At 71.7% G+C, this 23,907-nt stretch carries 11 protein-coding genes and 1 pseudogene; 3 read left to right on the top strand and 9 right to left on the bottom strand.

Going from position 1 to position 23,907, the window contains the following annotated elements:
• Positions 1-318: 318 nt before the first annotated feature.
• From AB0C25_RS09350 to AB0C25_RS09340, 3 genes are all read left to right on the top strand, one after another.
• Positions 319-1,260: a hypothetical protein gene (locus AB0C25_RS09350; RefSeq protein WP_357371242.1), complete on the top strand. Its 942-nt coding sequence runs from the start codon at positions 319-321 to the stop codon at positions 1,258-1,260.
• Between the two features lie 255 nt (positions 1,261-1,515).
• Positions 1,516-2,088 (top strand): TetR/AcrR family transcriptional regulator, encoded by a 573-nt coding sequence (locus AB0C25_RS09345; RefSeq protein ID WP_357371983.1) that lies wholly within the window; start codon positions 1,516-1,518, stop codon positions 2,086-2,088.
• A gap of 64 nt (positions 2,089-2,152) precedes the next feature.
• Positions 2,153-4,228 carry an ATP-binding protein gene (locus AB0C25_RS09340; protein WP_357371240.1) on the top strand — a complete coding sequence of 692 codons (2,076 nt, stop codon included), beginning with the start codon at positions 2,153-2,155 and terminating at the stop codon, positions 4,226-4,228.
• Between the two features lie 162 nt (positions 4,229-4,390).
• Here the strand turns inward: AB0C25_RS09340 and AB0C25_RS09335 are convergent, their stop codons facing one another.
• The 9 genes and pseudogenes from AB0C25_RS09335 to AB0C25_RS09295 form a co-directional block, all read right to left on the bottom strand.
• Positions 4,391-5,761 (bottom strand): carotenoid oxygenase family protein, encoded by a 1,371-nt coding sequence (locus AB0C25_RS09335; RefSeq protein WP_357371238.1) that lies wholly within the window; start codon positions 5,759-5,761, stop codon positions 4,391-4,393.
• Positions 5,762-5,795: 34 nt separating this feature from the next.
• Positions 5,796-7,223 carry an MFS transporter gene (locus AB0C25_RS09330; protein ID WP_357371236.1) on the bottom strand — a complete coding sequence of 476 codons (1,428 nt, stop codon included), beginning with the start codon at positions 7,221-7,223 and terminating at the stop codon, positions 5,796-5,798.
• Between the two features lie 341 nt (positions 7,224-7,564).
• Entirely contained in the window at positions 7,565-8,065 is a 501-nt protein-coding gene (locus tag AB0C25_RS09325; protein ID WP_357371234.1) for a hypothetical protein, read from the bottom strand.
• A gap of 205 nt (positions 8,066-8,270) precedes the next feature.
• Positions 8,271-8,414: pseudogene (locus tag AB0C25_RS09320) on the bottom strand (SDR family NAD(P)-dependent oxidoreductase); the annotation flags it as partial.
• A 123-nt stretch (positions 8,415-8,537) separates the two neighbouring features.
• Complete coding sequence (locus AB0C25_RS09315) at positions 8,538-14,102, bottom strand: amino acid adenylation domain-containing protein (RefSeq protein WP_357371232.1); 5,565 nt, start codon at positions 14,100-14,102, stop codon at positions 8,538-8,540.
• Positions 14,099-17,215 (bottom strand): amino acid adenylation domain-containing protein, encoded by a 3,117-nt coding sequence (locus AB0C25_RS09310; RefSeq protein ID WP_357371230.1) that lies wholly within the window; start codon positions 17,213-17,215, stop codon positions 14,099-14,101. The genes AB0C25_RS09315 and AB0C25_RS09310 overlap by 4 nt, the downstream gene beginning before the upstream one ends.
• Before the next feature lie 55 nt (positions 17,216-17,270).
• Positions 17,271-17,459, bottom strand: a complete 189-nt coding sequence (locus AB0C25_RS09305; RefSeq protein WP_357240545.1) for an MbtH family NRPS accessory protein — start codon at positions 17,457-17,459, stop codon at positions 17,271-17,273.
• The gene (locus AB0C25_RS09300; protein WP_357371228.1) at positions 17,459-18,412 is read right to left on the bottom strand and encodes a TauD/TfdA family dioxygenase; all 954 of its coding nucleotides are present in this window, start codon (positions 18,410-18,412) and stop codon (positions 17,459-17,461) included. Before AB0C25_RS09300 ends, AB0C25_RS09305 begins: the two co-directional genes overlap by 1 nt.
• Before the next feature lie 22 nt (positions 18,413-18,434).
• A complete protein-coding gene (locus AB0C25_RS09295; protein ID WP_357371226.1) occupies positions 18,435-23,906 on the bottom strand; it encodes an SDR family NAD(P)-dependent oxidoreductase in 5,472 nt (1,823 codons plus the stop codon).
• Position 23,907: the final 1 nt, after the last annotated feature.

Here is a 23,907-nt window from a genome sequence, read left to right as displayed (position 1 = left end):
CCGCGGCGGCCAGGAAGCCGGCCTGACGGATGCGGTCCCACGTCGGGGTCCGGCGCGTGTCGGGGTCGACGCCTTGGCGCAGCGCCTGCCGTTGACGGCCTTGAGCATGGTGTCGTAGTCGTGCGGGGTGCTACCGGCGACCTTAGACGTCCGCCATGGGCGTGTTGATCAATGACATCCCGCCGGAGCGGGCCGCCGAGATGCCTCGCGATGCCTGTCCTTGATCGGACAACCCTCATGTCGCCCGCGTTACTGATCGTCAGCTGCCGACTCCATACGGTACGGGCTGTTGTTGATTCAGTACTTAGGAGGAGTTCCGTGACCCAACCGACCACCACCGGCACGGCGCCGGCCGCGCCGCAGAACGCGGTCATGGCGGCCTTCGCGGGCGGCACCCGTGTGATCATGGCCGGCGAACTGCACTCCCGCATAAGGCACGACGAGGAGATCGCGATCTGGCGAGCACAGGGCGTCACTGTCATGTACGAGGAGGGCGCGCTCCCCCTCCTCCCGGGTCACGGCCTGCCGGCCGCGATCGGACTCGACAGCCCGCTGATGGGTCTCGTCGCGTGCGCCGGCGAGATCGCCGGGCTGCTCACCGACGAGCACATCGACGAGTGGGTTGCCGACAAGGACAGGAGTCGTCAGAAGAAGCTTGTCGACGACTTCGAGGCCGTCGACCGGGCGGCCGGCGACATCCTCGCCGCGCTCAGGAAGGAGTTGGCGGGCACCGGCGCGAGCAAGGACAGCCCCGCCGCCAAGAAGGGCGAGATGCTGCACAACTACGTCCAGTCCATCACCGATACGGTCCGCACCCACCACCGCGCGACCGAAATAGACCGGATGCGGACGACCTCTTCTACCCGGGCCACTCTGAGGGTGAACATCGTCGCCCTGCGGTCCGAGATCAAATCGGCCCTGCCGTTGGAGGATCCGAGCCTCGCCCAGTTCGCCGACCGACCAAAGGTCGCCCGATCGGCTGCCATGCTGCTGCGCCTGACCCGGTTCGCGCAGTATGCCGCTCAGCCGACGCTCTGGAAGGTCGGCGAGAACCACATCCACGACGCCGTGGCGCTGGGCGGCGGTCACCCGGCACCGGTGCCGGGTGCGCTCGTCATGCCCCGCCCGCAGTACATTGCCGCCTTCCGACAGTTCCTGGACCCGGTCCGTGTAGCCGAGACACAGCAATTCTTTCGGGACAACCCGAACGCCGTCCGACCCTTGATGCACCACATGTACGACAAGGGCTGGGTCTCCTGAGACGGAACGGGGTGCGCCGCCGCGATCGGTGGCGCATCCTGCTTGTGCCCGTGCTCATGAGTTGGCGAGGTTCTCGTCAGGGCGGTCATGAATTCGTCCACGGTCAGCCACGGCGCGTCCTGCGAAAGCAGCGGGGCCAGGTCCTTTGTCCGCACACGGCGTGGATCAATGCGGTCATCGTGAGCCTGGCCGGCTGACAGCCCGGAGGGTCGACCTCCGTCGCGGCAACCGTTCGACGAACGCCTCACCGCCAGCATCCGAGCAGCGTTCTTCGAGGAACTGGCCGACGTTGACTACGGACGATTGTCCGTGGAGCCCATCGTCAGACGCGCGAGCACCAGCAAGGCCGCCGTGTACCGCCGCTGGCCCAGCAGGGACGCGATGGCGCTCGCCCTGATCGCCGAGGTCGCCGTACACGGCGTCGACCTCCCCGAGACCGGCGCGCTGCGCAGCAACCTTCGCCAGTTCTTGACCAGCACGGTGGACGCTGTGCGCTACCCGCTGGCCCGCCGCATCATCCCGGCAATCATGGCCGAGGCGCAGCACAACCCCGAACTTGCGGCACTGCTGCGCGATGCCGTCGAAGGCCCCCGTGGCAGGATGGCCGCCGAGATGTTGCGCCGGGCCATCGAGCGCGGCGAACTGCCCGCCGACTGCGATGTGGATCAGTCCCTGGACCTCATGATCGGGCCGCTCTACTGGCGTGTCGTCGTCCGAGGCGTTGACCTGGATCCCGCCAGGATCGAGCGGCTGACAGACGGACTCCTCGCGGCCATGACCACCATGCGCATGCCGGGCGGTACCCCTGGCTCGGAGCGCGACAGCTGAGCGCCGACTGTCTGGGAGAGTTGTGCACGAGACACTGCCGACGAGCCACCGGGAGTAGCGCACGATGCGGTCAGAGCTGGTTTCCCCTTCCTCCGGTGGCGATCTGGCAGGCCGACTCGAAGCCGCCCGTGAGCGCGCCTTCGTGGGCCGCGAACAGGAGCGGGCTGCCTTTCATGACGCCCTGTTCGGTGGCTCGGCGGTCGCTGTTCTCTGGGTCCACGGGCCGGGTGGCATCGGCAAGTCGACGCTGACGCGCCTGTGGGTGCAGGAGGCGCTGCGGGCGGGGCGGGCGGTGGTCGAGGTCGACGGGCGTTTCGTCGGGCGGTCGCCGCAGGAGTTCGAGCAGACGGCGGCCGCGGTGCTGGAAGACGGCTCCGCCGTGCTCGTCGTCGACTCCTTCGACAAGTGCCAGTGGATCGAGGGGTGGTTGCGCGAGCGTTTCCTCCCCCGCCTCGCCGACGGTGCCCTCGTGGTGCTCAGCGGTCGTACACGGCCCGAGGTCGAGTGGTCGATGGACCCTGGCTGGTCGGAGATCCTGAGGGTGATCGAGCTGTCCCCCCTGACCCCCGGGCAGACAGGTGCGCTGCTCGCGGCTCGTGGTGTCCGGGCAGCGGATGTGCCCGCCGTTGCTGGATTCGCCGGCGGCAACCCGCTCGCGCTGTCGCTCGCCGCAGCCGTCTTACAGCACCCTGTCCGGGAGACCCAGGACTGGACACCGACTGGCGAGGTACTCGCGACCCTGATGACACGGCTGATCGGCGACGTCCCCTCGGCCATCCACCAGCGGGCGCTGGAGATAGCCGCGCAGGCCTACTCGACGACCGAGGAACTGCTGTTCGCGGCCCTGCCGGGCGAGGACGCGCGGGCGTTGTTCGACTGGCTGCGCGGGCTGCCGTTCATGGAGTCCTCGCCGCAGGGGCTCTTCCCGCACGACGCCGCACGGGCGACGCTCGCCGCCGATCTGCGCTGGCGGTCGCCGCAGGCGTACGACGCTATCCGGATGCGGCTGCTGGAGGCGTACCTTCGCCAGGCGCGCGAAGCCCCGGCCAGCCAGATGCTCGAGGCGATGGGCCGTGCGTTCTACCTGTACCGCGACGTGCGGCTTGTGGGCGCGATGTACTCGTGGGCGCGCCAGGGTCGGGTGTACGAGGACGACATGGCGCCGGAGCACCTCCCGCGCGTGCTCGAACTGTGTCGTGCGGCCGAGGGCGAGGAGTCAGCAGAGCTGGTCTCCTACTGGTACGCCAAGCAGCCGCAGGCCTTCCACGTCTTCCGGGAGGCCCGCAGCAGCGAGGTTCTGGCCTTCTCGGCGCACCTCGTGCTCCCCGTGCCAGCCGATTCCGAGGATCTCGCCACCGACCCGGTGGTCGCGGCGGCCTGGGGATACAGCAACGACATCAGCCCGGCGGGGCCTGGCGAGCACATCTCCATCACGCGCTTCGCGGTCTATCCACCCGCGTACGAGCAACCGTCGCCGGTGCTTGAGCTGAACCACTGGCGAGCGCTGGTCGAGGCCTATCGGGCGACCGGGAGGGCGCACGACTTCGATGTCTACCAGGACATGGAGGCCTGGGCGGCTCGGTTCGGCAGTGCCATGGCGGACTCGGGTCGATGCGCGCGGGTCGGCGATGCGACCTACGGGCTGTTCGTCAGCGACTGGCGGCTGGAGTCGTTCGAGGAGTGGTTCGACGCCGTGGTCGGCGGCGACGTCCCGGTCAGTGTCGGTGAGCTGGACACCGCGGTGCAGATCCCGCCGCGGTGTTCCGACCAGCGGGGCGACGCCGAGCTGGAGCGCGAGGAGTTCGACGAGTACGTCCGCCTCGCTCTGCAGACCTGGCGTCACCCCGAGGGTTTCGCGTCGAACCCCCTGCTGCGCCGGAGCTTCCTGACGTCGGCCGGCGATGACACGGTCGTCGTTCTGCGGGCCATGGTGCAGGATGCGGCCGACGCGATGCGTACGGACCTGGCCGGTGTGAAGGCCCACGCGGCGCTGGCGGCGACCTACTTCTCCGGCGCCCCGACCCAGGAGGCGGCGGCGCGACGCCTCGGTCTACCCTTCGGCACCTACCGCCGGCACCTGCGAGCGGCTGTCGCCCGGGTGAGCGACGTGCTGTGGGAAGCCGAAGTCGCGTCCACGTGAATCAGCGGCGGCCGTCCGACTTTGTGGAGTCGGCACAGGGCCCGGGTACGAGCCCGTCCTGAACGGCAGGCCCCTGGTGGGCGGCGGTGGCCGTGACGGTCGGATGCCACCGGTTGATGATGGTGTCCATGGCTGGGTTCTCCTTGCTGGTCGGTCGGGCTGTCAGCCGAGGTCCGAGTCCGGGATCCAGTTGCCGTGGATGCCGGAGGGCACCCGGCGGGGCAGTTCGACGGCCGCGATGGTGTTCAGGTTCGAGGCGTCGATGACCAGCAGTTGGGATGCGTCGGCCAAGGTGTCGCTGACCAGGGTGAGCAGCCAGCCGTCGTCCTCGCGGGTGCCATCCTGAGCGGGCACGAAGACGGCCTCGCCGGGCATCCGCCGGTCGCCCATCCGGGCCACTGTCGTCCGGCCGCTGCCGGCGTCCATCTTGACCACGGCGTACTCGTCCAGCCCGCCGCCGGGGAAGGCCATGGCGTAGCTGAACTGGTTGGCGCGGCCGAGGTAGTCCTCGTTGATGGTGGGGAACTCCGTGACCAGGTCATCGACGACGACCTCACCGGCCTTCCCGGTGCCGGGGTTGAGGACCCAGCGGGTCTGCACCGCGCCGCCGTTGGGTGTACCCAGGTGACCGGGGGCGCCGAGGGTGAACTTGTCGGTGACTTCCCAGGCGCTGCGGTCGTACCGCGGACCCTCGACCACGATGTTGCCGTCCCCGTCCTCATAGGCGTTGCCGACGTGCAGGAGGGCGCCGGCCTCGACCTCGAACCAGCGGACCTCGGCGGGGCCGGTGCGGGGCATGACGCCGAGGCGCGGGACATAGGTGTCGCTCCACCCGAACGGCAGGCCGGGGTTCGTGTGGTCGAACACCAGTGACATGTCGAGCCACACGACGTAGTTGGTGGTCAGACCGAAGTCATGCTGCAGCGTCGGCCCGGCGGCGGGCACGGGTACCGCGCGAACGATCTCACCCGAGGAGTCGGCGACGTAGTAGGTGACGTGCGGCGGGTAGGGCGACCAGGAGAAGAAGTGCAGCTCGCCGGTCACGGGGTCCTCCTTGGGGTGGGCCGTCATAGAGGTCCGCAACGTGCCGCCGAAGTCGTAGGGCCCGACGGTGGCCAGCTCAGGTGTCATCTCGAACGGCAGATTCTGTTCCTGAAGGGCGAGGATCCTGCCGGCGTGCTCGATGATGTTGGTCCCCGCGACGCTCGCGGTCAGATCGGTGCTGCCGTCGGCACGGCGGTAGGGGGCACCGTCGAGCGCGGGAGTGCGGACCCAGGAGTTGCGGTACCACCCGGCCTGTCCGCCGCGCAGTCGAATGCCATGGATCATGCCCGAGCCGGCGAACCAGTTCGAGGGGACGACACCGGGCAGCGGGTTGTGGCTGTTGCGGAAGTAGCGCCCGTCCAGCTCGGAGGGGAGGGAGCCCTGCACGGTCAGCGAGGTCGCGCTGATCTCGTCGACGACCGGGGCGAAGTGGGCTTGCAGGTACGGCCTCGGGGCATTGCCGACGGAGGCGGCAGTGGTGACAGACATGTGGCGTCTCCTTCTGTATGACAGGGGCATTCGGTCAGAGAGTCCGACCGCGGACCGCGCGGCGGCGTAACCCGGTGGCGCTGACGACAGCCGCGAGCAGCGCGACGAGCGCGGCGGTGAGCAATGCGGCGCGGTACCCCGCGGCGAGCGCTTCGACGGCAGGCAGGGCTTGCGAGGCCGACGTACGCGCCTTCGCCACCGCGAGCATGGCGGCGAGACCGATCGCACCGCCCACCTGGCGTGTGACGTTCACCAAGCCACCCGCGACGCCGACGTCACCGGGGGCCACGCCGGCGGTTGCCGCGTCGGTGAGCAGCACGAAGGCCGCACCGATGCCGACGCCGATCAGGACTGTGGGCCCGAGCAGCGCCCGCAGGAAGGTCCCGTCGGTGCCGGCGGCACCCAGCCAGGCGAGCCCCACTGCGAGCAGCAGCAGCGCGCCGACGGTGGCCGATGCAGCTCCGACGCGTGCGACGATCCGGGGCGTGAGCATGGCCGCGGCGATGTTGGCCAGCGCCAACGGAAGCTGGGTGACTCCGGACTTCAGCGGCGACCAGCCCAGCACCTGCTGCTGGTAGAGCGGCAGCACCACGAACAGCCCGACCCAGACGGTTCCCAACAACGCCATGGCCACGTTGGCCCGGCTGAGTTCGACGTTCGCGAACAGCCGTAGGGGCAGCAGGGGCTGCGGCTGCTGGCGCTCGACGAGGACGAAAGCCACGAGCGCTCCGGCGGCGGCGGCCGCCACCAGCGCGGTGGTCACGGTCAACCAGCCGTTCGTGCCGCCCTGCACCACGGCGTACGTCGCCAGCACCACGCCTGCGGTTACCAGCGTCGCACCGCCAATGTCGAGCGAGCGCTGAGTGCGCACCTCGTCCGCCGGCAGCACCTGCGCCACGGGCAACAACGCAGCCAGGGCGAGGGGTACGGCAGCCAGGAACACCCATCGCCAGCCCAGCGATTCGGTCAGCACACCGCCGAGCAGCACTCCTGCCGCGCCCCCAGCCGCGGAGACCCCGCCCCAGACGGCGAGGGCGTGGTTGCGCTCCTCGGGGCCGGAATGCAGGCGGAGCAACAGGGCCAGCGCTGCGGGGGACAGGACTGCCGCGCCGACGCCCTGCCCGGCCCGCGACGCGAACAGGACCTCCGGGGTGGGCGCGAGCCCGGCGCCCAGCGTGGCGACGAGAAAGATGCCAAGACCGATGGTGTACGTCCGTCGCTGCCCGAAGACGTCAGCCAGGCGCCCACCGAGCAGCAGCAGGGCACCGAATGCGAGAACGTAGGCATTGACGACCCACGTCACCGACCCCGCGCTGAGCCCGAGGCCGTCACGCACCGAGGGCAGCGCGACGTTGACGATGGAGGTCGAGAGCAGCACCAGGAACTGCGCGGTGGCGAGCACCACGACGGCACGCGGATGCCGTGTGATGGCGACCGGGATTGCCGTCGAGACGGTGGACATCGCTCACTCCTGCCATCAGGTGTCGCAGCCGCCGGGGGTGACGGCTGCGCTCGATGAGGAGTCTTTGTCTCAGCGGCGTCCACGTTCCAGGGTTCAGCGCTGTCCACGTCCGTCCAGCACGGTCCAACGATGTCGAAAACCACTGATACGCCATGTCAGTGGGAAACGAGGAGACTTGATCCTGATGCAGGCGACACCGGGGCGCGACGAAGCGGGTGCGCCCTGGCCGGCGGATTTGCCGGTGAGGGCCGGCCCGTAGCCGCTGAGCGCGACGGTCACGATGGCCGCCCAGGACGCGAGCCGCCGGCGGCGGCGAGGCGGGTGAGGCGTGTTCGGTGGTGTCATGAGCGGACTCTGGGCCAGTGCGGCCAGGACTGCCGGAGCTGCGGCGGCGTGTCGGCGGTGCGCGGCCATACCCGTAGCCGGTACACGTCGGCGTCGTCGTCGCCAGCCTCGGGGAAACGGGCGGACACCCGCAGCCGGCACGGGCCGGCCTTGGTGAGGCGGGCGGTGCCGTCTTCTATCTCGCCGGTCGTGAGGAAGAGCTCCAGCCTCCCGCTCGGCGCGTCGATGTCGATGTCGACTTCGTGATCCCAGTCGTGTCGATCGTCCGGCGGCTCGTCGGCCCATTCCTCGACGGTGAATGGTGTGCCGGTGCTGTCCGCGCGGGGAGTCACGATGTTCACGATGCCGTCGGCGGCGCCCACGAAGCGCCCGGATTCGACTGCGTCGTCCCACGAGTCGTCGAGGCCTGCCAGGTCGCCGCCTTCCGCGTCGCTGACCAGCACCTGGCCGTGTTGCACCCAAACCGACGCGCGATGGACCGCGAGTGGCACTGGCATACCGGTCAATGCACCTCCGTAGCGGGGTGCGGCGACGGCAGCCGCCGCAATCACACGCAGACCAACGAACGCGAGTCGGACTCGATTCGCCTACTGCCGTTGCAGTATCAGCTCCAGGGCGGCTTTCGTCGCGGCATAAACCGCGTTGCCCGGCCAGGCCCGTTGCCCGACCGACGTAGTGACGTTCACGATCACCCCCGCCGCTGGTCTGCAACGCGGGCAACGCGGCCTGCGCCAGCATGACTGGCGCAACCAGGTTGGTCGCCAGCTGCGGTTCGATTAGATCCCGGCTGATCGTCCCCAGCGTCCCGCTGCCGACAATCCCCGCGTTGTTGACCAGCACGTCCAGCCGGCCATACGACGACGGCCGTCAGAGTTCACCGTGCACTCACACCACGCCGCCGGTCGGCTGGTCCGGGCAATCGGCCAAGAAGGGGCCACCGCAGGCACCGCGGCGGCCCCTTCGCAGTCGTCACACGCCGACCGGCACCCGTTCCTCCTCGCGCTGCGCGGCACGGGCCGCCAGCCGACGCTCCCGCTCCTGCGCACCGATCAGGTCGTCGGGCAGCGAATCCGCGACCTCAACGTCGAAGCGGCGGAGCAGCCGGATCGCGAACCCGCCCAGGGTGATCAGGATCAGCGCCGCGCCGAAGCAGACGTACGCGAAGCCGATGCCCCGACCCGGACCGGTGCCGATCACCGCGCCCACCGACCCGGCCAGAGCCCCGTCCGGGGCGAGCAGCGGCTCGAACAGGCGGGTGGCCGCCGGGGCGATCAGCGCGAACCCGATGGGCAGCGTCGACCAGGAGATGGTCTGGTTGAGGCTGAACACCCGACCGTGATAGCGCTGCGGCACCTTGACCTGGACGATCGTGGCGTAGATGGACTGTGCCGTGGTCATCGACATGGCCAGCCAGAACGCACCGACGCAGATCATCGCCACGGACGCGTCCAGGCCGACCAGGACGCAGCCGACCGCCGTGCCGAGGTTGCCGATCAGCACGCCGATCATGCGTCGGTTGCGGGGACCACCCCAGAGCGACATGAGTACGCCGCCGGCGACCGCGCCGAGAGCCTCGGCCAGGGCCACCTGGGCCACCTGCGTCGCGTTGCCGAAGGAGAGCACCAACGGGGTGGTGAGCACCAGCGCGGGCGCCAGGAAGATGTTGCCCAGCGCGAAGTAGCCCAGCATCAGCCGGAAGCCACGGTGCCGCCACGAGTAGCGCAGACCGTTGGCGATCGCCACCAGCAGTCGCTCCCGAGGTCGCCATCCGAGCAGGTCGGGGAAGCGGACCACGGACAGGGTCACCACCGCGATCACATAGCTGGCCACGTCGAGCAGCAGGATGCCCTTGAGGTCGATCGCGGCCAGCAGGCCGGCTGCGAAGACCGGCATCAGCAGCATGGCGAACCCGCTGGAGAGCTGGGCGATGCCCATCGCGTGGCCCAGGTAGCGCTTGGGTACCAACTGCGGCACCGCCGACTGGAACGCGATCCGTTGGAACGAGCCGGCCACCTGACTGAGCGCCACCAGGCCGTAGATGTGCCAGAGCGCCAGGTTGTCGGTCCAGAGCAGCGCGGCCAGCACGAGCTGGACCGAACCGGCACTGCAACTGGCGATCATCATGATCTTGCGGCGGCTGATCCGGTCGGTGATCGCCCCGGCGACGGGCAGCACCAGCACGCCGCAGATCAGCGCCAACGCCCAGAGCAGACCCAGGTCGGTCACCGAGCCGGTGCGGGTGAACAGCCAGATCGGCAGGGCGAACGCGGTCAGCGCCGAACCGGTGGTGGAGACGAGCTGCCCGACGGTGACCGACACGAAGCGGGCCATGCTGGGCCGGACCACCGGCTTGTCCGGGACGACGACGGCGTCGACGCCCCGGGTGTCGGCCACCGCCCAGCCGGCGTCCTCGCCCCGTGCCTGCGGGGTCAGCTCGCCGACGTCGCCGGCGATCAGCGCCGGGTGCACCTGGGTGACGATCTCGGCCAGTTCCGGCGCGCGGTACTTGAGGAAGAAGTGCCCGGCCTGGTCGAGCACCACCAGCCCGAGGCGGTCACTGAGGAACTGCCACTCGGCGTACCGCTCGATGTGGTAGTCGGTGACCGGGTCCTCCGAGCCGACCACCGAGATGATCGGGGCGCGCAGCTTCACCGCGCCCTGGTCGAGCAGGGCGGTGAAGTATTCCTCGGAAGCCCGGGAGTCGGCCCGCATGTTGCTGATGATCCGGTCCGCCTGCTCCGGCTCCAGCTCGTCGGTGTCCACACCCATCGACTTGAGCCAGCTCGCGTAGTGCTTGTTGCTGCGCAGCTTCTCCAGTTTGGTACGCACTGCCGCGAACAGGCCCTTGGGCCGGGCGAACGGGAACATCGCACCGATGTAGAGCGCGGTCAGCTCCCGTCCGGCGGCCTCCACCTTGCGGGCCACCTCGGCGACGATCGCGCTGCCCACGCCACAGTGCCCGTACAGGGCGAGCGGGCCCTCGACGCGCTCGATGATCTCCTCGGCGACCCGGGTGGTCAGCTCGTCGAAGGGCAGCGCGTCCTCGGTGAGCCCCACGTCATGCCCGGGGATGGCCAGCGACCAGAGCGCGTGCCCGGCCGGCAGCGCGTCCGCGAGGGGCTGGTAGACGATCGCGCTGCCGCCGCCGTACGGCACGCAGACGTACGTGATCACTCTTTGGGCCGGCGAGATCGGCTTGGTCAGCTCGTAGAGCAGCCGACGGGGCCCGTCGCCACCGCCACCGGACATGAACGTGGCCAGGTCGCGGATGGTCCGCTGCTGGAACAGGTCCATCACGCCGACCGGCCGCCCACCGTGCTCGGCCTTGCGGATGCGGGCCACCACCTGGGTCGCGAGCATCGAGTGCCCACCCAGGTCGAAGAAGTCGTCGTCGATGCCGAGGGTGGCCACACCGAGCACCTCGGACCAGATCCCGGCGAGCAGCCGTTCGGTGTCGTCGCGCGGCTGCACGAGCGCCACCGAGGCGGCGCGGGTGACCACCGGCGCGGGCAGCGCCTTGCGGTCCAGCTTGCCGTTCGGGGTCAGCGGCAGGGCGTCCAGGGTGACGAACGCCGCCGGCACCATGTACTCCGGAAGGGTCTCCTTGAGCGCCACCTTGACCGCGTCGTGCTCGGCCGCGCCGACCAGGTACCCGGTGAGCCGCTTGTCGCCGGGGGTGTCCTCGCGGACCAGCACCACCGCCTCGGTCACCCCGGGCTGGGCGCGCAGCGCGCTCTCGATCTCGCCCAGCTCGATGCGCAGGCCGCGCAGCTTGACCTGGTGATCGATCCGGCCGAGGAACTCGAGCACACCGCCGGGCCGGTCACCGGGCGCGACCTGCCAGCGGGCCAGGTCGCCGGTACGGTACAGCCGGGCACCCGGCTCGCCGGAGAACGGGTCGGGCACGAACCGCTCCGCGGTCAGCGCCGCCCGACGGTGGTAGCCGCGGGCCAGCCCCACCCCCCCGATGTGCAGCTCACCCGCGACTCCCACCGGGCACGGGTTGCCCCGGGCGTCCAGCACGTGCAGCCGCACGTTGCTGATGGGCGCACCGATCGGCACGCTGGCCACCTCGGCCAGCAGCGCCGGGTCACACGCCCAGGAGCTGACGTCGATCGCCGCCTCGGTCGGGCCGTACAGGTTGTGCAGGCCGCAGCCGGGCAGCCGGGCGGTGAAGTCCCGGGCGGCGGCGAGCGGCAACTCCTCACCGCTGCAGATCACCCGGCGCAGCGCCGTGGCCGCCTCGACGCCGTCCTCGGCGAGGAAGACGGTGAGCATGGACGGGACGAAGTGGGCGGTGGTGACCCGCTCGGACACCAGCAGGTCGCGCAGGTAGCCGGCGTCCTTGTGACCGCCCGGCTCGGCCAGCACCAGCCGCGCGCCCTCGCGCAGCGGCCAGAAGAACTCCCACACCGACACGTCGAAGCTGGCCGGGGTCTTCTGCAACACCGCGTCGTCGGCGCCGAGCCGGTAGGTGCGCTGCATCCAGTCCAGTCGGTTGACGATGCCCCGGTGGGTGTTCGGCACACCCTTGGGCCGGCCGGTCGAGCCGGAGGTGTAGATGACGTACGCGAGGTGCGCCGGGCCGGCCGTCGGCGTCGGGTCACTCGTCGGCTGGTCGGCCCAGACCGCCTCGTCGTCCAGGGCGAGCACGGTGGCGTCGGTCGTCGGCAGCACGTCGCGCAGGTGTGCCTGCACCAGCACCACCGGCGCGGCGGCATCGGTGACCATGAAGGCCAGCCGGTCCGCCGGATACTCCGGGTCCAACGGCAGGTAGGCGCCGCCGGCCTTGAGCACGCCGAGCAGGCCCGCGACCAGCTCCACCGAGCGTTCCGCACAGACACCGACCAGGGTCTCCGGGCCTACCCCGCAGGCGCGCAGCCGGTGCGCCACCCGGTTCGCCGCCGCGTTCAGTTCGGCGTACGTCACCGAACGGCCGGCGAACCGCAGGGCCACCGCGTCCGGAGTACGAACGGCCCGCTCCTCGATCGGGGCGTGCAGCGTCTGCTGCCGGGGGAAAACGTGGTCGGTGTCGTTCCACCCGGCCAACAGCTCCCGCTCGGCGGGTGCGAGCAGATCGAGCGCGGAGACCGGCAGATCCGGGGTGGCGACCACGGCGCGCAGCAGCGTGGTGAGCCGGTGCGCCATCCGCTCGATGGTGGCCCGGGTGAACAGGTCGGTGTTGAAGACCAGCTTGCCCCAGAGCCCGTTGCCGGTCTCGACGGCGTGCAGCTCGAAGTCGAAGCGGGTGGCGCGCAGCTCCATCGGATGCCACTCGAAGCTGACGTCGGCGTCCTCGGCCACCCCTTCGAACCGGCCCATCTCGTAGTTCTGCAGCACGAACATCGCCTGGAACACCGGTGAGCGGCTGACGTCACGCGGCAGACCCAGCTCGTGCACGACCCGGGCGAACGGCACCTCGCCGTGCTCCAGCCCGTTCAGCACCGCGCGGCGGGTCCGATCCAGCAGCTCGGTGAAGGTCGGGTCGCCGGCCAGCTCGGCACGCATCGGCAGCATGTTGATGAACATGCCGACCAGGTTCTCCAGCTCCGGAGCGGACCGGCCGGCCACCGACGCGCCCACCGCGAAGTCGTCCTGACCGGCGTGCCGGGCCAGGAACACCTGGTACGCGGCGAGCAGCGTCATGAACATCGTGCCGCCGTAGGCACGGGTCAGCGCGGCCAGCCCCTCGGTGGCGGCGGCGTCCAGGGTGAACTCGACGAAGTCACCCCGGTACGTCTGGGTGGCCGGCCGCGGCAGGTCCAGCGGCAGCTCCAGCGGCGTGATCCCGGCGAGGCGCTCCTTCCACCAGTCCACGTGCCGCAGCGCGCCCGGCCCGGCCAGCTCCCGTGCCTCCCAGACCGCGAAGTCTCCGTACTGCACCGGCAGGGCGGGCAGCTCCCGGTCGCGGTAGCGGGCGATCAGGTCACGCAGCAGCACGTCCACGGACCAGCCGTCACCGACGATGTGGTGCTGGCCGAGGAAGAGCACGTGCTCGTCGACGTTCATCCGGTCCGGAGTGCCGTCTTGCGGCGCGGAGGCCGGATTATCGTCGCAGGCGGCCAGCCGGATCAGCAGAGCCCGCAGCAGCGGCCCGTTGGCCAGGTCGAACGGCTCGACGGCCGCCTCGTCGACAAGTGCCTGGGCGGCGGTGTCGTCGGCGGCGTCCACCACGGTCAGCGGCACCTCGACGACCTCGTCGAGCACCACGGTGGGCCGGCCGTCCGAGTCGGCCGGGAACCGGGTGCGCAGCGACTCGTGCCGATGGGTCAGGTCAGCCAGCGCGCGGCGCAGCGCCGCGACGTCCAGCGGGCCACGGACTCGCAAGGGCACCGCGATGTGGTACGCCGCCTCGCGGGGAGCGAGCTGGTCCATGAACCAGACCCGCTCCTGGGCGTACGACAGCGGCACCTCGGCGTCCGGCGGGCGGGGAGTGATCCGCGCGGCGGGCGGGCTGCCTGACCGGCGGCGCAACCGCTGGGCGATCAGCGCCTGCCGGGCGGCGTCGCGGGCCGAGTCCTTCACGTCGGTCATACGGGGATGTCCTTATCCGCCGCGAGCAGCGCGGCGACCTCGGTTTCGGAGAGTTCGTCGAGCTCGGCGGCGATCCGCTGCTCGATCTGGGCGGCCAGGTCGGCCACCACCGGGCTGCTGAACAGCGCCCGCATCGGCAGCTCCACGTCCACCTCGGCGCGGATCCGGGCCATCGCCCGCATGCCGCGCAGCGAGTTGCCGCCGAGGGCGAAGAAGTCGTCGAGCGCGCCGACCTTCGTCAGTTGCAGGATCTCGGCGTAGACCTCGGCGACCAGCACCTCGGCGTCGGTACGCGGGGCGAGGAAGCCGTCGGCGGTGGCGGTGGTCGGTGCCGGCAGCGCGGCGGTGTCCAGCTTGCCGTTCGGCGTCAGCGGCAGCGCGTCCAACCAGACGAACGCGCTCGGCACCAGGTGCGCGGGCAGCTCCTCGGTCAGGTCTGCGGCGAGCGTCGCCTCGTCGACCCGGCCGACCAGGTAGCCGACCAGGGTCGGCTCGCCGTGGTCGGCGCGGACCACCACCGCGGCCTCGGCCACGTCCGCGCGGGCGCGCAGCACCGACTCGATCTCGCCCAGCTCGATCCGCATCCCCCGGATCTTGACCTGGTTGTCCCGGCGGCCCAGGTATTCCAGTGCCCCGTCGGCCCGCCAGCGGGCGAGGTCCCCGGTGCGGTACATCCGCTCCCCTGGCGGCCCGTACGGGCAGGGCAGGAAGCGCTCGGCCGTCAGCGCCGGCCGGCCCAGGTAGCCCCGGGCCAGTTGCGCCCCGGCGATGAACAGCTCACCGACCACACCCGGCGGCACCGGGTTCAGCGCGGCGTCGAGCAGGTGGACCCGGGTGTCCCAGGTGGACCGGCCGATCGGCACCGGCCCGGCGGAGACCGGCTGCTCGGGAGCGATCCGGGCCGCGACACAGCCGACGGTCGCCTCGGTCGGGCCGTACTCGTTGACCACCGCCACCCGAGGGTGGGTGGCCCGCCAGCCAGCCAGTTGTTCGCCGGTCAGCGCCTCCCCGCCGATCACCAGATCGGTGGTGGGCGACAGGGCGTCGTCGAGCAGCGGCAGGTGGCTGGGGGTGACCTTCAGGAAGGTCGGCGGACCACCGGCCCGCGCCGCCGGGGTGTCGATGCCGGCGAGCCGGACCGTGCCCCCGGCGGTGAGAGGGCCGAGCAGCCCGGTCACGGTCAGGTCGAACGAGACCGGCGAGTGCAGCAGCGCGACACCGGCCAGCCCCGGGTAGGTGTCCCGGGCCCAGGCCAGGTACGCGGTGACCGCGCGGTGCTCGACCAGCACGCCCTTGGGCCGCCCGGTGGAGCCGGAGGTGTAGAGCAGGTACGCCGGGTGCTCCGCACGCAACGGCGTACGGCGGTCGTCGTCGGTGAGGTCGGCGGAGTCCAGGTCGGCGGCGGTCGTGTCGGTCAGCACCAGTGCGTCGGCGGGGGCCAGCGCGGCCGTCTCCGAGGTGGCCAGCACGAGCGTCGGCTCGGCGTCGGTCAGCAGGTAGCTGATCCGGTTCGCCGGATAGCCGGTGTCCACCGGCAGGTACGCGGCACCGGCCTTCAGCACCGCGAGGATGGCCACCAGCAACTCCACCGAGCGGGGCAGCAGCAGCGCGACCCGGGTCTCCGGGCCGGCGCCGCGCTCGACCAGCAGCCGGGCCAGTTGGTTGGCCCGAGCGCTCAGCTCGGCGTAGCTCAGCTCCTCCCCGTCGCAGACCAGCGCGATCGCGGCGGGGGTGGCGACGACCTGCCGCTCCACCTCGGCCACCAGGGTGATCGGGGCGACCGCGTGCCCGGTGTCGGTCCAGGCGCGCAGCAGGTCACGTTCGGCGTCGTCGAGCAGCGGCAGCGCCGACAGCCGCGTCCCCGGGTCGGTCACGGCGGCGGTGAGCAGCCGCAGGTAGCGGGCGACGACCGCCTCCGCGGTGGCCCGGTCGAACAGGTCGGTGCGGTAGACCAGCCGGCTGGTGCCGCCGGTGATGTCGAAGGCCAGGTCGTCCTTTGTGGTGCCCAGCGGCACCGGGTCCAGGCCGGAGTCCGGGATCAGGTTCAGCGCGGTCTGGAACACCGGCTGCACCGACGGGTCGCGCTGCGGGGCGACCGCCTCGACGATCCGCTGGAACGGGGTCTGCCCGTGCTCCATCGCGTCCACCAGGCCGGTCCGGACGCGGCCGAGCACCTCGTTGACGCTCGGGTCGCCGGTGAGGTCGCACCGCAGCGCCACCGGGTTGACGAACATGCCGATCAGCGGCGTCAGCTCGGCGGTGTCGCGGCCGGCGGTGGAGACGCCCACCACCACCTCGGGGTCACCGGAGATTCGGGAGAGCAGCGCCGCGAAGGCGGCCAGCAGCACCATGTACGGGGTGGTCGAGTTGCCGGCGGCGAGCCGCCCGACCTGGTCCAGCAGCCCGTCGGGGAGGTCGAAACGCACCTCGTCACCGGCGAAGCCGAGCTGGGCTGGGCGCGGCCGGTCAAGCGGCAGGCCGGTCACCGCCGGCGCACCGGCCAGGTGACCGCGCCAGAAGGCGAGCTGCCGCTCCAACTCGGTGTCGGTGAGCTGGTCGCGCTGCCAGACGGCGAAGTCGGCGTACTGGATGGGCAGCTCGGGCACGTCGGCGGGTGCGCCGGTCAGCGCGGCCCGGCTGAACGCGGTCAGCTCGGCGTCGAAGAGCACCGCCGAGTGGCTGTCGAAGACCGCGTGGTGCACCACGAACTGCAACCCGACCCGGTCGGCGGCAAACCGGACCAGCCGGGCCCGCCACGGCGGCGGGGTGTCCAGCGGGATCGGGCTACGCGCCAGCTCGGCGAGGGTCTCGTCGTAGCGAGTATCCCGCTCGTCGGCGGGCAGACCGGTCAGGTCCAACTCCGGCAGGTCCAACGGCTCGACGGCCCGGACCACCTGCACCAACGCGCCGTCGACGATCCGCAGGTGCGTACGGAGTGACTCGTGCCGGGCGACCACCTGGCCGAACACCTCGCTGGCCTGTGCGGCGGTGACGCCGACCGGGAACCGCCACGGCGCGGAGACGTTGTAGACCGGCGACCCGGGGTCGAGCTGGTTGGCCGTCCACACCCGCTCCTGGGCGAAGGACGCCGGGAAGGTCCACTCCTTGCTCATCGTTGCCGCCTTTCGTTCGCGACTGCGGGGCTCCGCTCCGCTGCACTCCTCGCGCTCACTGGGCCCCCTCGCGTACCGAGCGGGGGCGCATGTCGGTCCAGACGGTGTCGATGTGCGCCAGGCACTCCTCGCGGGTGCCGGCGAAGCCGGTGTCGTGCCATCCCGCCGGGAGGTCCCGCTCGGCCGACCAGATCGAGTACTGCTCCTCGTCGTTGCGCACGACCAGGAATCGGGGCTCGGCCATCACTGCTCTCCGTTGGTGTCAGGGGTGTGCGGTTCGGCCATCGCGACGGCGATCTTGCGGGGGCCGGTGAACGGTTCCCGGCCGTGCGCGGCGGTCATGTTGTCGACCACCAGCACGTCGTCGCGGTGGTAGTCGAAGCGGACGCTCGCGGCCCGGTAGGCGGCCCGCAGGTGGTCCAGGACGTCGGCGGGGATCTCGCCACCGTCGCCGTAGTAGGTGTTCGACGGCAGCCCGTCGGCGCCGAACATGTCCAGCAGGCCCTCCTGGAGGTCCTTCGCCAGGCTGCTCACGTGGAAGAAGGTGGCGTGGTTGAACCAGCGGGGAACGTCCGAGCCGGGGCGGAGGTGCACGGCGTCACGCACCGCACGGGTACGCAGCCCGTCCCGGCCCACCCACTCCAGCGTGATCCGGTTGGCCGCCGCGTACGCCTGCACCTCGGCACGATCGTCGGTGCCGAACACGTGCTGCCAGGTGGTGCCGAAATCTTCGTGGAAGTTTCGGATCAGCATCCAGCGGCGGCGTACGAACTCCTCGCGTACCGCCGGGTCGATCTCCCGGTAGACCTGACGGATGTCGGCCAACGGGGTGGCGCCCAGCGTCTGCGGCGCGGTGATGCAGTAGAAGAACAGGGTCAACGGCCACCGCGCCTGGTACGAGTTCTCGTTGTGTAGAAAGATCTCCTCGTCCGGTGGGTAGTCGGTCGAGGTGTACACCCGGCCCTTGATGGCGTGCCGGGGCGAGGACCGCTCGGTGTAGGTCAATGGTTCCCCGGACAACGCCCGGACCACCTGGTCGAAGCCGTCCACCCCGCCCACGTCGAAGCCGCGGAACAGCAGCCCACCCTGGTCGGCCAGGGTGGCCCGCAGCTCGGCGCGGCGATCGGTGATCAGCTCGGTCAGCGCCCGGCCGTCGGCTTCGACGACCACGGGCAGCGTGGCGATCGTGTCGCTCATTGCTCTCTACTCCTGATTCTCGTTACGCGCGGGGCAGTCGCGGGATGGCGGAGGTCGGCGCCGGGGCGGCCGGATCGTCGGTGTTGGCGGCACGCAGCTCCTCGATCCGGGCGGCGAGCCCGGCCACCGTGGGGGTCTCGAAGAGGCTGCGCATCGGCAGCCGCACGCCGGTCGCCTTGCGCATCGCCGCGATGAGCTGCACCGCGACCAGGGAATTGCCGCCCAGGGCGAAGAAGTCGTCGTCGACGCCGACCTCGGCCACCCCGAGCCCGTCCTCCCACACCCGGGCGATGATCTTTTCCAGCTCGGTGCCCGGTGCGGCGCCGCCGTCCCCGAGGCCGGACCGGGTCGAGCCGGTGACCGTGTCGTCGCCGGCGAGGTCGTCGGCGGTGACCCGACCGGCCCGATGCCGGATGTCGGCCACCGTCCGGGTGGCGATGACGACCTGGGCGCCGAGACCGGCGGTGAGGCTGCGGCGGAACGCCTCCGCACCGTCCACTGGCCGGATGTCGTCGGTCGAGACCAACGACGGGGCATCGACCGTGGACGTCTCGGTCAGGCCACCGGTGACCGCCCCCTGGTCGACCCGGCGCAGCACGAAGTCGCTGATCGCGACCAGTTCCCGGCCGTCCGGGTCGCGCAGTGACAGGTCGGCGGCGACCACCTCGTCGGTGGGACCGGGCCGGTGTCGCAGCTCGCTGGTGAACCGGGCCGGCAGCGGCCCGCGCACCACGATCCGGCCGTAGGACAGCGGCAGGTAGGCGCCGCTGCCCCGGCCCCGGCCGAACGCGGTCGCCACGTCCAGCAGCGCGGGGTGCAGGCCCCAGGCGGGCAGGTCACCGAGCGCAGCGGCAGGGGCCTCGATCACCGCCAGCTCGGTGTCGTCGGCCAGATGGTGCTCGTGCAAGGCTGCCCAGCGCGGCCCGAAGGTGAGCATGCTGGTGCGGCCCCGGCCGAAGGACGCGTCGTCGTCCACCCGCCGACCGGTAGGTTCGACGCGGTGGGCCGGCGGGGTGGGCTCGTCGGTCCAGCCGGCTCCCCCCCGTACGTGGGTGCGCAGGAGACCGCTGGCCAGGCTCCGGACGGCGAAGTCGGTGCCGCCGTCGTCGGAGGGCGTCAGCTCCACCCGGTACTGGGCGATGGTGCCGTCGGGCACCGCGAACGGCTCCAGGAAGACCACGTCGCGCAGCTCCACTGCCGCGTCCCCGTCGGGCGCGGGCATCGCGGCTGCCACCGCGGCCCGCACCGACTCCAGGTGGGCGGTGCCCGGTACGACCGGTACGCCGGCGATCCGGTGCTCGTCGAGCAACCAGTGGGTGCTGGCGGAGACCAGGCCGTGCAGCACGGTCTCCGTCGGCCCGCTGACCTTCGTGGTGAGCACCGGATGGTCGACGGTGCTGGTCACCGTGTCACGGCCGGCAGCCCGGAACCCGGCCGGCGCGGCGGTCTCCACCGCCATGCCCACCTCGGCCCAGCCGCCCCAGTTCTGCGACAGCACCGGAGCACGCCAGCCGGCGCCCGAGCGGGCGTGCGCGTCCAGGAACGCGTTCGCGGCGCAGTAGTCGACCTGCCCGAAGCCGCCGACCACCGCGGTGATGGACGAGCAGAGCACCACGAAGTCCAGCGGCAGGTCGCCAAAAACCTGGGCCAGGGCGAGCGTGCCGGCGAGCTTGGGGGCGAGCACCCGCTCGGCTTCGGCCCGCTCCTTGACCTCGATCATTCCACCGCCAGGCAGACCGGCCGCGTGCACGATGCCGTCGACGCCGCCGTACGCGGCCTGCGCGGCGTCGCGGACCCGGCGCAGGTCGGCGGGGTCGGTGACGTCAGCGGCGAGCACCAGCACCTCGGCGCCGGCGGCTTCCATCCGGCGGATCGCCGCGATGGCCCGACCGGCCCGGTCGTCGCCGTGCACGGCGAGGTGGTCGTCCCACCGCTCACGCTCCGGAAGCCCGGAGCGGGCCAGCAGCACCAGCTTGGCGCGGGCGCGGGTGGCGAAGTCCTCGGCCAGGGTGATGCCGATGCCGCCGAGCCCACCGGTGATCAGGTACCGGCCGCCGTCGCGCAGCGCGCCCGGCTCCCCCTCGGCGTCGAGCGTCACCTGTTCGACGTCGGCCACCCAACGCCGGCCCCCACGGAGGGCGACCTCAGGCTCCCGAGGACGGCGCAGCTCGGCGACCAGCGCGGTGACGTCGTCGTCGGCCGGGTCCGCGTCGACCAGCCGGACGGCCAACCCGGGTAGTTCGGCAGGGAGCACCCGGGCCAGCCCGGCGAGGGTGGCGTGCTCCGGGCGGCGCAGGTCGTCGCCGCGCACATCGCCGGTGCCGGCGGTGACCAGATCCAGGACGACGTCGTCGTCCTCGCCGGTCAGGCCGACGCCGGCCAGCGCCTGCACCAGGTGCAGGGCGCTGAAGAAGCCCAGCTCCTGGGCCGCCCAGGTGGCCGCGATGTCGGTGCCGGTCGGCGCACCGTCCAGCGCGAAGGCGTGCACCAGCCGGGTCGGCAGTCCACCGTCGGCGGTGAGCGCGGCGACCAGCGCCTCATGATCCGAGCGCACCCCGGGGCGCAGCCGGTAGCCGCCGTCGGCGGTGAAGGCGTCGCCGGGGCGTACCGGGACCGGGTCGGCACCGGCGGCCCGCAGGCCGGCGACCAGGGCGTCGCCGCGCGCGCCCGCGGTCAGCACCAGGCAGCGGCCCAGCGACCCGGTCGGCGACAGCGGCGCGGCCTGCCGCCAGACCGGCACCGCGAACCACTCGGGCAGCGGTCGCGGCCCGGTCTCCACCGGAGCGGCGGCGACCTGCTGCTCCGGGTCCGGGTCGATCCAGTAGCGGCGGCGCTCGAACGGGTAGCTGGGCAGCGGCACCCGCCGCGCCGCCGGGTCCACGTCGAACCGTACGGGCAGCCCGGCGCACCAGAGCGCGCCGGCGGTGCCGAGCAGAGCGGCCAGGTCGCCGGTGGTCTCCCCGGCGGCGGGCAGGCTGCCCAGCGGGATGAGCTGTCGCTGCTCCGGCGCTGCCTTGGCGACCTGCATCCGGGCCAGGCTGGCCAGTTGCCGGCCGGGACCGCACTCGACCAACTGCCAGGTGCCCGCCGCCAGCAGGGTGGCCACACAGTCGCCGAAGCGGACCGGCTGGCGCAGGTGCGCCGCCCAGTACGCCGGGTCGGTGGCCTGCTCGGCGGTGATCCAGGTGCCGGTCACGTTGGAGAGGAACGGCGCGGTCGGCGGGCGCAGTGACACCGTGCCCATCAGCGCGGTGAACTCGGCGAGGATCGGCTCCATCATCGGCGAGTGGAACGCGTGCGAGGTGCGCAGCATCTTGGACTTCGCCGTCAGCGTCGCCGCGAACGCCTCGACGGCGGCGGTCTCGCCGGCCACCACGCAGGTCCCCGGCCCGTTGACCGTGGCCACCGAGAGCCCCTCGGGCAGCACGTCGGCGACCGCCGACTCGTCCAGCGAGACGGCGAGCATCGACCCGGTGGGCAGCGACTGCATCAGCCGGCCCCGGGCGGCGACCACCCGCAGCGCGTCCGGCAGGCTCAGCACCCCGGCAACGGTGGCCGCGACGTACTCACCGATCGAGTGGCCGATCATCGCGGCCGGGCGTACGCCGGTGGCCTGCCAGAGCGCGGCCAGGGCGTACTCGACGGTGAACAGCGCCGGTTGGGTGTAGCGGGTCTCGGTGAGCTTCTCCCCCGCCATCGGATCCCGACCGAGGATCAGGTCACGCAGGTCGATGCCCAGGTCGGGAAGGAGCAGTTCGGCGCACTCGTCGACGACGGCAGCGAAGCGGGGCTGCTCGGCGTGGAGCTGCGCGCCCATCCCGGCGTACTGGGAACCCTGACCGGAGAACAGGAGAGCGACTTTCGGGGCTGGAAGCCCGGTCGATGGTTGCGTTCCGCGTTTCGGGGCGCGCAGGGCCGTGACGGCGCTGGGGAGATCCGACGCGACCACCGCGCGGCGGTGCGGGTGCGGGCGGCGGCCGGCACGCAGGGTGTGCGCGACGTCGGCGAGGTACGCGGGCCCGGCGTCCGCGGCACCGTCCAGGTGGGCGGCGAGGCGCTGCACCGCGGCGTCCAGGGCGCCCGGGGTGGCCGCGCTGACCTGGAGCAGATGCGCCGGGCGCACCCGGCGGTCGGTGCGGTACGCCGCCGGCGCCTCCTCGAGCACGACGTGCGCGTTGGTGCCGCCGATGCCGAACGAGCTGACCCCGGCCCGGCGCGGCCCGCCGTCGGTGTCCCACTTGGTGAGGGTGTTCGCCACGTAGAACGGGGTGTCGGCGAACTCGACCGCCGGGTTCGGCGTCTCGTAGTTGATCGTCGGTGGGATCAGCCCGTGCTCCATGGCGAGCACCGTCTTGATCACGCTGACGATGCCCGAGGGTTGGCTGAGGTGGCCGATGTTGGACTTCACCGACCCGATGCCGCACCAGCCCCGCTCGTCGGTGTCCCGGCTGTAGACGGCGGAGAGCGCGGCGACCTCGATCGGGTCGCCCATCGCGGTGCCGGTGCCGTGCGCCTCGACGTAGCTGATGGTGCGCGGGTCGATGTCGGCCATGTCGACGGCCTGGGCGATCGCGGCCACCTGCCCGTCGACGCTGGGCGCCGTGAAGCCCACCTTGCCGGCGCCGTCGTTGTTGATGGCGTTGCCCCGAACCACGGCACGGATGTGGTCCCCGTCGGCGATCGCGTCGGAGAGCCGCTTGAGCAGCGTCACCCCGACGCCACTGCCCCACACGGTGCCGTTGGCGGCGGCGTCGAACGGGCGGCACCGGCCATCGGGCGAGGTGAAGCCCTCCATGCCGAGGTAGCCGACGTGCGGCAGCTCGATGTTGACACCGCCGGCCAGCGCCATGTCGCACTCACCGTTGCGCAGTGACTCGCAGGCCAGGTGGAACGCGACAAGCGAGGTGGAGCAGGCGGTGTGCACGGTCAGGCTCGGCCCGCGCAGGTCCAGCCGGTACGACACGTTGGTGGCCACGTAGTTCGGCGAGTTGCCGGTGGCGATGGAGACCGTGCTGTGTGGGTTGCCGCCGACCCGCTGGTTACGCAGCACGTGGCGGTGCAGGTAGGTGTTGCCGCCGGTGCCCGCGTACACGCCGATCGCGCCGTCGTAGCGGGCCGGGTCGTAGCCGGCGTCCTCCAGCGCGGTGTGGCAGGACTCCAGGAACAGGCGGTGCTGCGGGTCGGTCAGCTCCGCCTCCCGGGCGGTCATCCCGAACAGCGTGGCGTCGAACTCGTCGTAGCCGTCGACCAGCGGCGCGCGGTTGACCCAGCCCGGGTCGTCGACCTCCGTGGGTGTCGCGCCCCGGGCGAGCTGCTCCTCCCGGGTCAGCTCGGTGGTGGACTCCACGCCGTCGACCAGGTTGCGCCAGAACTCGTGGACGTCGGCGGCGCCGGGCAGGCGCGCGGCCAGGCCGACGATCGCGATCGGTTCGATGCCGTGGTCAGGTGACTCGGTGACGTCGTCGGACTGGTCGGCTGCGGTCGGGTTGCTCATC

Origin of the sequence: Micromonospora sp. NPDC048839 (assembly GCF_040649915.1) — a bacterium.
Lineage (GTDB): Bacteria > Actinomycetota > Actinomycetes > Mycobacteriales > Micromonosporaceae > Micromonospora.
The sequence above is the reverse complement of the archived record's forward strand: the minus strand, read 5'-3'. Positions and strand labels throughout refer to the sequence as shown.

Bases quoted from the DNA above. Each gene is read 5' to 3' on its own strand.
- AB0C25_RS09305 (WP_357240545.1), bottom strand. From the start codon at position 17,459: ATGGCCGAGCCCCGATTCCTGGTCGTGCGCAACGACGAGGAGCAGTAC.
- AB0C25_RS09335 (WP_357371238.1), bottom strand. From the start codon at position 5,761: ATGTCTGTCACCACTGCCGCCTCCGTCGGCAATGCCCCGAGGCCGTAC.
- AB0C25_RS09315 (WP_357371232.1), bottom strand. From the start codon at position 14,102: ATGACCGACGTGAAGGACTCGGCCCGCGACGCCGCCCGGCAGGCGCTG.
- AB0C25_RS09300 (WP_357371228.1), bottom strand. From the start codon at position 18,412: ATGAGCGACACGATCGCCACGCTGCCCGTGGTCGTCGAAGCCGACGGC.
- AB0C25_RS09340 (WP_357371240.1), top strand. From the start codon at position 2,153: ATGCGGTCAGAGCTGGTTTCCCCTTCCTCCGGTGGCGATCTGGCAGGC.
- AB0C25_RS09295 (WP_357371226.1), bottom strand. From the start codon at position 23,906: ATGAGCAACCCGACCGCAGCCGACCAGTCCGACGACGTCACCGAGTCA.
- AB0C25_RS09325 (WP_357371234.1), bottom strand. From the start codon at position 8,065: ATGCCAGTGCCACTCGCGGTCCATCGCGCGTCGGTTTGGGTGCAACAC.
- AB0C25_RS09330 (WP_357371236.1), bottom strand. From the start codon at position 7,223: ATGTCCACCGTCTCGACGGCAATCCCGGTCGCCATCACACGGCATCCG.
- AB0C25_RS09310 (WP_357371230.1), bottom strand. From the start codon at position 17,215: ATGAGCAAGGAGTGGACCTTCCCGGCGTCCTTCGCCCAGGAGCGGGTG.